At 42.2% G+C, this 6,432-nt stretch carries 6 protein-coding genes and 1 pseudogene; 2 read left to right on the top strand and 5 right to left on the bottom strand.

Features of this window, described 5'->3' with window-relative positions; all coding sequences use genetic code 11:
* The 3 genes and pseudogenes from V7L05_RS17350 to pheT all read right to left on the bottom strand — a co-directional run.
* A pseudogene (locus tag V7L05_RS17350) lies at nt 1–250 on the bottom strand (IS4-like element ISSysp3 family transposase); the annotation flags it as partial.
* Nucleotides 251–633: 383 nt separating this feature from the next.
* Complete coding sequence (locus V7L05_RS17345) at nt 634–903, bottom strand: YciI family protein (protein WP_229463558.1); 270 nt, start codon at nt 901–903, stop codon at nt 634–636.
* Between the two features lie 210 nt (nt 904–1,113).
* Nucleotides 1,114–3,576 (bottom strand): phenylalanine--tRNA ligase subunit beta, encoded by a 2,463-nt coding sequence (gene pheT / locus V7L05_RS17340; RefSeq protein ID WP_335165768.1) that lies wholly within the window; start codon nt 3,574–3,576, stop codon nt 1,114–1,116.
* 661 nt (nt 3,577–4,237) lie between these two features.
* On the opposite strand from pheT, the gene V7L05_RS17335 reads away from it, so the two are divergent.
* Nucleotides 4,238–4,396 (top strand): hypothetical protein, encoded by a 159-nt coding sequence (locus tag V7L05_RS17335; RefSeq protein ID WP_335165766.1) that lies wholly within the window; start codon nt 4,238–4,240, stop codon nt 4,394–4,396.
* A gap of 50 nt (nt 4,397–4,446) precedes the next feature.
* Nucleotides 4,447–5,412 (top strand): glycosyltransferase family 8 protein, encoded by a 966-nt coding sequence (locus V7L05_RS17330; RefSeq protein WP_335165765.1) that lies wholly within the window; start codon nt 4,447–4,449, stop codon nt 5,410–5,412.
* A gap of 145 nt (nt 5,413–5,557) precedes the next feature.
* On the opposite strand, the gene V7L05_RS17325 is transcribed toward V7L05_RS17330, so the two are convergent.
* Nucleotides 5,558–6,019: a ferredoxin gene (locus V7L05_RS17325; protein WP_334950677.1), complete on the bottom strand. Its 462-nt coding sequence runs from the start codon at nt 6,017–6,019 to the stop codon at nt 5,558–5,560.
* Nucleotides 6,019–6,405: a DUF1257 domain-containing protein gene (locus V7L05_RS17320; RefSeq protein ID WP_012406942.1), complete on the bottom strand. Its 387-nt coding sequence runs from the start codon at nt 6,403–6,405 to the stop codon at nt 6,019–6,021. The genes V7L05_RS17325 and V7L05_RS17320 overlap by 1 nt, the downstream gene beginning before the upstream one ends.
* Nucleotides 6,406–6,432 lie beyond the last annotated feature (27 nt).

Here is a 6,432-nt window from a genome sequence, read left to right as displayed (position 1 = left end):
CTGTATTATTCCCTACTACTCCTAATCCTGACAATGACAGCCTACCTGCATGAGACTGTAAGTTAATTTCGCTACTATCGCTGATTGCCAATACGTGCCGTTCCGCTACCCGCGCCTGGCAATCATCCGAAAGGCTACGTACTAGTTCTGATAGTGTGACGTTTTCATTCTCCAAAAACCGATAATAGCCCATCTGTTCTGCCCAATTTCGACTTATTTGCCGGATATTTATCGATTGATGCTGACGAATCGCCTCATACAATGCTGCCCCCTTTTTATCAACCTGGGGTCTCCAAATGCCCTTCCTGGTATCGTCGCAGCGTGAATTAAGATGGGATTATCCATTGTTTTTGCTTCTCAAAAATCCTCTGCACCTACTTTACATCCAACTTGTGTATACACAGTAGCCTTAGTAAGGAGAGGGATTAGTAAGGAGAGGGACGTCCGTCAGGACAGGGTGAAGACGGGAAGAACTTTTCCCCACAAGGTATATTGATTCTGACGCCAAGCCGCAGAGCTTTCCTTGATCCGCTACTGAATTCTGACTTCTGAATTCTTCTTCAACGCCTTTTCCTGCACCCTATTAACAAAAGTCCATTTACCTTAACGTGTCAAGAATGCCCCATACCTAATTCAAAAAGCCTGAATCCATTCTTTGACAGAATATTCAGTCCAGATGCTATTTTTCCAGTAGGGGTCATTTTCAATTAACTGGCGCACAGTGGCTTCGTCTTCAGCTTCGTAAATCCCAAAAACTTTTGTAACATCTTTGGTGGGGCCAATAGTAATCAGTACACCGGATTCTTTCTGTTTTGCTAATCCGTCTAAATGAGCTTGACGGTGGGGGGCGCGTTTTTCGAGAACGTCTTCGCAGTAAGTTCCCCAGACTACATATTTAGGCATGGTTAATCAATTAAAAAAAAATGAACGGGGAGTGAGGAGATGAGGGAGATGGGGGAGTGAGAATTTTAGATTTTAGATTTTGGATTAAAGAATTGAAATTTAATCCAAAATCGTCAATCCCTTCGGCTTGGTGCAGTCACTCATGGGGGAAACCCCCAAGACCGCGCTGCTTCACCAAAATCCAAAATTGAATTGCTCAATGCCCAATAACTAACTTCTCAGGTTGACGCCGAATTTTTCCACCAAGGCTTCGCGGACTTTATTGTGTACTGGTTCAACTTCTGCCTCGGTGAGGGTGCGATCGCTAGCCCGATAAATTAAGCGAAATGCTAAACTTCGCTGTCCTTCAGGGACATTTTCGCCACGATATTCATCAAATAATTCCACTGATTCGAGTAAATCTTTACCAGCTTTGGTAATTACTTTTTGAATTTCGGCAACTGAGACTTTCACTGGTGCAAAAAAGGCGATGTCGCGATCGCTAGCCGGATAGGTAGAATAGGGACTGAATGTTGGAACGAGAATTTCATCTTGTTCTAGAGAATCTAAAAGCACATCTAGATCCAACTGAAAAACGTAAACGGAATCTGGTAAGCCTTTTTCTCGTCGCAGTTGGGGATGAAGTTGCCCAAAAATACCCAGTCTGTTACCCCGAATCCACAGAGAAGCGGTGCGTCCTGGATGTAAGCGCTCGTCGCGGCGATCGGGTTGAAATTCGATTTCCAAGCCTAGTTGCCGAAATACACTTTCTAAAATGCCTTTGGCTTCAAACCAAGTGATCGGTTGTTCGCGTCCACTTTTTGACCATTTGCCAACGGAAATATCGCCTCCCACAATCCCCGCCAGGGCTTCTGTTTCTTGCAAACCGTCTTCTTCTCGCCAGAAAATTTGCCCGATTTCAAAACCGTTAAGGGCACCATTACCCTGCTCTAAATTGTATTGAAAGGCATCAATTAACCCAGATATCAAATCGGTTCTGAGCGCTGAATATTCGACAAACAAGGGGTTTGTTAATACTATCCCTCTGTCTTCTCCTGGTTTGACTAAAGAATAGTGGATTAATTCTGTCAACCCTTCAGCCCGCAAGAAAGCTCGTAACTTGCGAATCAGTTCTTGATCTAAAGGCAAATAGCCAGCTTCCGCTTTTTCTGGTAGAGTATCGCAGAATTTGTTGTACCCATACAGACGGGCGATTTCTTCAATTAAATCAATTTCTCGCTCTAAGTCGCGGTAACGATAGGGTGGGACAGAAACGGACCATGTGGGTTGATGGGTGCTATCTTCTCCTGGGACATTACTTGAAGGAGTCAACTGACATCCTAATGCAGTCAGGATGCGCTCAACATCTTGTTCTTGGAGTTCACCTGTGTCCTCTTCCAAATCAATTGGCCCCAATATCTGATTAACTCGGTTTAAACGCAGGGCGATGGAACGACTCCAAGTAGATGGATGGGGGCGGGTGTCGGCAATTTCCTGCTGCACAATAATTCCACTAGCTAATTCGCTAATTAAGGATAAGGCGCGGCGATTAGCTATTTCCAATTCAGCCCGGTTAACTCCCCGTTCATATCTGCCAGAAGCTTCACTTCTTAAGCCTGCACTCCGGGAAGAACGGCGAATTGCTACGGAATCAAATAAAGCTGCTTCTAAAACTAGGCTTTGAGTCCCTTCATGGACTTCCGTTTCTTCGCCACCCATGACTCCCGCCAGTGCAACGGGTTTTTCGTTAGCGGTAATTAACAAATTTTGGGTTGATAGAGTGCGAGTTTGTCCATCTAAGGTTTTGAAGGATTCTCCATTATTGGCGAAGCGAACGCCGATGGTTAAATTTTCGCTACCTGCAACAGATTGTAGGCGATCGCAATCAAAGGCGTGTAGTGGTTGTCCCCATTCCAACAAAACGTAGTTAGTAATGTCCACAACATTACTGATGGGACGTACTCCAGCAGCGCGTAAACGCTGTTGCAACCATTCGGGAGATGGAGCAATTTTTACCTGTTCAATTACCGTACCAATATATGCAGGACAAGCTTGGGTGTCGGCAATTTTTAAAGCTAAATTTCCGGCACTTTTGGGAATAGAGACTTCACCAGGTTCAACAATGCTCAACTTTCCACCAGTTAAAGCTGCTACTTCTCTAGCTACGCCTACCATACTTAGAGCATCAGCGCGATTAGCAGTTGCCGTGAGGTCTAAAATTACATCATCTAAACCCAACAACGGACGCACATCACTACCCAATGGTAAATTTTCCTGGGTAAAAATATGAATTCCGTCTACATCGGTGGGCAAACCGAGTTCCTTTAAAGAACAAATCATGCCCTGAGATGCGACACCACGCAGTTTTGCAGGTTTAATTTTTAAATCGATGTTGGGTAAGTAAGTACCTGTAGTTGCCACTGGCACATAGATATCTGCTTTCACATTGGCAGCGCCACAGACAATATTTAAAATCTCATCTGCACCGATATCCACTTGGCAAACACTCAATTTATCGGCGTTGGGATGGGGTTGACGCTCAAGCACTTTCCCAACAACCACGCCATTTGCCCAAGTGCGGCGGTCTTCAATTTCTTCTACCTCAAACCCCGCCATTGTCAGGGTTTCGGCTAATTCTTCTGGACTAAGTTTTATCTCTACTAGTTCGCGCAGCCAATTTAGAGAAATACGCATGGAGTGTGCTTGTTTTAGGAATCGTCTTTTGTTCTCATTTTAGGGTGCCTACTAGCGATCGATGGCTACTCGTCCCGCAAGGCGTACCCTTTCACTTGAACAATCCTACTACGTTAGACTGGCAGAACAATATCGCTTTTTTGCTTTATCTTTAGATTTTTTGCGATCGCCTGTAGTCAGCCGTGGCACTTCTAGATTAAAAAATTATATGGCTTGTGAATGCAGGTCAGCCCCAACTCTTGGAGACGCTACGCGAACGAGGAATTCAAAATTCAAAATTCTTGCATTACAATCCCCATAAATAAATTTACTTGCTCTGTATCCTTTTCTTCTTCAGTCACATTGTTCCACCGAATCTACGGAGAATCTTTATGAGTTCTTTGCACACTCTAGAAGAATTTGAGCAAATTATTGAAAACGATAGAAAGTATGGTAGTTTGACATAACTTGAAATTTATGTGTGCGACTAAGTAACCTATTACAAACAATTGAGCTAACCAAATACGACACGCGATCGCAAAGAGGGCACGTTGTCAAATTATGTAACGTAAATAAAATAAAACCCTTGATATACGGTTGTTTCAATCCCAAACTTTCAATGAGGTAAAATAAAAAACTCCACCCACAAGGGGATGGAGTTTTTGGGCATGGGGAACAGGGCATGGGGCATGGGGAAGAAGTTACCAATGCCCTATGCCCAATGCCCCAAGCGACGGGGCGACTATCCCTCTCCACCCACGAGGGGATGGAGTTTCCCGTCGCTTTCAATGAATCAGGGAAAACAGGCGTTAACTTGAGTATTTATACGGTGATTATGTAAAAGTATCTGCGTCTATATTAGCAATATCTAAATTATATAAAAATGCAATAATGACAATCCTATCAAACGAAAAACCAATAGTTCTTGTTTGTGCTGCTGATGATAACTACTCTATGCCTATAGCATCAGCTACCCGCTCAGTTATTGCCAATTTTCAAAGTAAACACAAGTTGCTTCTATATATTATTGATGGTGGAATTAGTAAACTCAACAAACAGAGAATTATCAACAACTTAAAATCTGAGGAAGTCAGTATCAATTGGCTTAAGCCCAGAAAAAAGCACTTACAAAATGCACAAATTTCATCCACTATTACAATTGCTGCTTACTATCGGCTTTTAATTCCTCAACTGTTACCAAAGCAATTTAATAAGGCAATTTACATTGATAGCGATGTGATTGTACAAGGAAATATAGAAGGATTATGGAATATTGATATTGGAGAATATTATCTCTTAGCAGCACAGGATATGGGAACGCCTTATGTATCTTCGCCAAGAGGACTCATGAATTATCAAGAGCTTGGCATTTCCCCAGAATCTAAATACTTTAATTCCGGGGTTCTAGTAATGAATCTCAAAAAATGGCGGGAAGATCAGATTTTTGAAAAATTAATTGAGTATTTGACAATAAATAAACAGTATGTGCGCTGGCATGATCAAGATGCTTTGAATGCTATTCTTGCAGGAAAATGGGGAGAACTTGAACCCGAATGGAATCAAATGCCATATTTGTTTCAATATTCATCTTGGCAAGATAGTCCGTTTACAGAAGATGTATTCAATCAGCTAATTAATAATCCTGACATTATTCATTTTTCAACTGGGGATAAGCCTTGGCACAATAGTTGTAAACATCCTTACAAAGATTTATTTTTTCAATACCTTGATAATTCAATTTGGTCTAATTGGTATGCTGAACAAGCTATAAAAAAAGAAAGGCAAAAGCGGATGGCTTTTTTACACAACATTTATTATATGATGAAGCAGCGAATTAAATCACTGTTGAAAGCATAATAAAAAACTAAACCTGTATCACTATTAACACCAATTCTCCAAATTGAAGAAGAATGCAGAATTAATTACGAATTACGTTAGCGCGACGAAAAACAAAAGGACTGGTGTATCCAGTCCTTTATTATATTGATTTAACGTTTTTATCTTAATAACGGGATTTTTTGGTCTTTAACTTTTGCTTTTTACGCCGACTTTCGCTAGCAGCCACTGCATGTTCTACCGGATAACCCACTATAGGAATTACCTGATATTTGCGCTCTTCTTCTAACTTTTTCAGTTCAGTATAATTAACCCAGTGAATGCAATCAACCGGACAAGTGTCAATTGCTTCTTGGATAATTTCCTCACCGTCCCCATCTTGCCGAACCACGCGCGATCGCCCGTAATCTGGTTCAATATAAAAGGTGTTACGCGCAACATGAGCGCAGTGCTTGCAACCAATACAGGTGATTTCGTCAACATAAACACCATTTTGGCGCAGCACACCGCCCAATTCCGGTTCTAAACCAGAACGTTCTGGGGCATCCCGTAAAAAACCCCCTAATTCTGGTTCCAAACCCGAACGATTATCTTCTTGTTCTTCCGGCGACGGCAAAAAATCAGCCATTACGCACTCCAGCGTTGTACTACCAGGCGAATTGAACCATCTTCATTTTTTTGTTGTTCAGAGACTTGAAAACCAACACGAGCGGTTTCTTTCACAACAGTTTGATAAGCATAGCGCTGTGTTACCTGGCGCAAAAATCCGTCTACAGACAGGTCTTGCTGCCAATATTGCAAGTCAGCCACCAGTTCATATTCCTTGCCATTCCATCTAAAGCCGATATCGTAGCCATTTTCCTGCTCAATACTAACTTCCGCAGGATGGGTTTGACCGCGATAGCCACGTACTTCCCGTGGCCCTGGTTTCCAGTCTACGCCCAATTCAGTCAAAGCATCTTTCAAAGAATCAAGGTTACGGATTTGAGTCTTAATTTGGCTAAAGTGTGACATGGCGGTTATAAATTAATAACACTAAAC

Source organism: Nostoc sp. (assembly GCF_036917755.1).
Taxonomy (GTDB): domain Bacteria; phylum Cyanobacteriota; class Cyanobacteriia; order Cyanobacteriales; family Nostocaceae; genus Nostoc.
This window is presented reverse-complemented; position numbering and strand designations above follow the sequence as displayed.

What these genes read in the sequence shown, in the direction of transcription:
- V7L05_RS17330 (WP_335165765.1), top strand. Translation starts at nt 4,447, where the DNA reads ATGACAATCCTATCAAACGAAAAACCAATAGTTCTTGTTTGTGCTGCT.
- V7L05_RS17325 (WP_334950677.1), bottom strand. Translation starts at nt 6,019, where the DNA reads ATGGCTGATTTTTTGCCGTCGCCGGAAGAACAAGAAGATAATCGTTCG.
- V7L05_RS17335 (WP_335165766.1), top strand. Translation starts at nt 4,238, where the DNA reads ATGGGGCATGGGGAAGAAGTTACCAATGCCCTATGCCCAATGCCCCAA.
- V7L05_RS17345 (WP_229463558.1), bottom strand. Translation starts at nt 903, where the DNA reads ATGCCTAAATATGTAGTCTGGGGAACTTACTGCGAAGACGTTCTCGAA.
- pheT (WP_335165768.1), bottom strand. Translation starts at nt 3,576, where the DNA reads ATGCGTATTTCTCTAAATTGGCTGCGCGAACTAGTAGAGATAAAACTT.
- V7L05_RS17320 (WP_012406942.1), bottom strand. Translation starts at nt 6,405, where the DNA reads ATGTCACACTTTAGCCAAATTAAGACTCAAATCCGTAACCTTGATTCT.